We start from the raw sequence: 2,457 nt of genomic DNA, 5'->3' as shown, positions 1-2,457 counted from the left end.
TTCTGTAGTTTGCTTGGTAGTTTTCCAACTATTAGTTTGTTTGTTTTTTAATAACCATATTTTTAATTCATCAACTGTAGTAATGTCATTTTCAATTTCAGAAAATACTTCAATTAATAAAGCCTGCGTTTCAATAGGCGCTTGGTACCAATACCAACTTGGGGTATTTTCTTTCCAATACATTCCTAATTCTTCACTAACAATGCTGTTTTCTTTTAACGATTTTAAAATAGCAGTTGTTAAAACTTTATTTCCATTTCTATGTTGAATTAAAGCAATTAATCCTTTAGAATATAAGTTGAAATCTTTCCAATACGTAGCCGATTGGTTGGTGTAATAATCTATTGCTGTTTGAAGGTTTTTATCAATTTTTATGGTTTTGTAAAAACTACGCATATACAAATATTGTAATTGAATATGACCTAAATGATTTTTAGCTAAATAAGCAGCTTCATCTTTTAATCCTTGTGTTGTAGTTTTAGCTTTTTCTCTAATTTTTTTAGCTTCAGCAAGTAATTTTTTGTAATCATCTTCAATATCATCATCTAAAAACTGAACAGCTTTTTTGATTATTTTTTGAATTTTTTCTGAATCAGAATTTAAATCAACTTGTAATTGTTGTAAATGTCCAAAACCAGTTGCAATATGTTGTGTAATATATCGGTTTGGATAGTTACTTCCTTTAAACCAAGGAAATCCACCGTTGCCAAATTGCATTTCTTCTAATTTTTTAATAGCAGTTTCTTGTTCATTTTTCAATTTATTTAAATCGAATAATAAGGCAATTCGTTTTTTCTGTTCGGTTTCACTTTGCGCATCTCGTAGCCAAGGTGTTTCTTGTATAATGATAGATTTTAACTCCTCATTTTTTTCTAAATTAGAAACTAAGGCATCACTTGTTTGCCATTGATTAAATACTTCTTGAATACGTGGATTTGATTGTAAAATATGATTAGCCAAGGTATTTGAATAATATCTTGAAAAAGTTTGCTCCGAACATTCATACGGATATTCCATTAAATATGGTAAACTTTGCACAGCATACCAAGCCGGATTTGACGTAATTTCTAACGTTAATTTATGATTGTTGAGTGTGGTAGAGGTATTATTTTTCAACTTATCTAAACTAAACGTTTTGGTTTGATTGCTTCTAACCCACATTGGCAATGTTTCTGTAACCAACATTCTGTTAGATAAAATAGGTAAAGCATTTTGCTCACCATCACTAAAATCGCCTGCTTTTGCCACAATTTTATATTGAATTGCTTGTATTCCATTTGGAATATTTAAGTTCCAGCTTACGTTGGTATTTCCTTTTTCATCAACAGTAAAATTTTGTGTTGCTGAGCCGTTTTTAATTAAATGGTTAATCTCTTTCCCGGAAATAGCATCGGATAAAACCAATTGCGCAAATCCGTTTAGTTTTTTATCAGACAGATTTGCAATTTTACTTGAAAAAACAATTTCATCACCTTCACGTAAAAATCGTGGAGGATTTGGAATTACCATCAGCTCTTTTTGTGTAACCGTTGTTAGTGTTTTTATTGCTGAAGTAGCTTCTTTTGTATGCGCTAATAATTGCAATTTCCAACGTGTTAAAGCTTCTGGAATTGTAAAATTAAAACTGATGTCTCCATTTTTATCGGTTGTTAAATGCGGATAGAAAAAGGCGGTTTCTTTAAAATCTTTTCTGGTTTGAACTTTTAATAATTCATTTTCAATTTTTGATGAACCACTTTTTGTAGTAATTATAATAACGCCATTTGCAGCTTTAGCTCCGTATAAAGCAGTGGCAGCTACATCTTTTAATACTTCTAAAGAAATTATTTCATTTGGATTTAAATTTGGGTTTTCTTCATAAATAACACCATCAATAATATAAATTGGTTGTGCTTTTGCATCTAAAGATGCAACACCTCTAATTTGAACACCAGCAACGTTTCCTTCTAAAACTTCTGAAGCATCTTCTTGTATTTCAACAACCGCTCTAGTTTCTAATTTTCTTTTTGTAGCGCCATAACCAGTAACAACAACTTCATCTAAACTTTGTCCGTTTTCTGAAAGATATACAGAAATTATGTTGTTTTTATCAATACTAATTTCAGCAGTATTCATACCAATAAAACTAAAAGTAAGTTTATCTCCTTTGCTTGCTTTTATAGTGTAGTTTCCATCAAAATCAGTTATTGCGCCTACAGTTGTTCCTTTTACTATAATTGAAACGCCGGGTAATGGTAAACCATCAGAAGCATAAACGGTTCCATAAATAAAGCCTTTTGGTTTGGTAGCATCGTATGAATTTTTAACAGTTACAGTTCTAATACTATTTAAATATTGTTGTTTTACCCAATAATTATTGTTGAAACTAAATCCAAACCAATTTAAAGCATCATAATTCTGATTTTGAATGTAGTTAGAATTATATGGTTTGTTTCTAACATTAAAATTGGTATTTCC

At 30.1% G+C, this 2,457-nt stretch carries 1 protein-coding gene; it reads right to left on the bottom strand.

What is annotated here, in order from left to right; all coding sequences use genetic code 11:
- Nucleotides 1-2,457: carboxypeptidase-like regulatory domain-containing protein (locus tag ABY298_RS16000; protein ID WP_372747041.1), on the bottom strand; the 2,457-nt coding region annotated here is incomplete at both ends.

It is taken from the genome of Lutibacter sp., from assembly GCF_041596795.1.
GTDB lineage: Bacteria > Bacteroidota > Bacteroidia > Flavobacteriales > Flavobacteriaceae > Lutibacter.
This window is presented reverse-complemented; position numbering and strand designations above follow the sequence as displayed.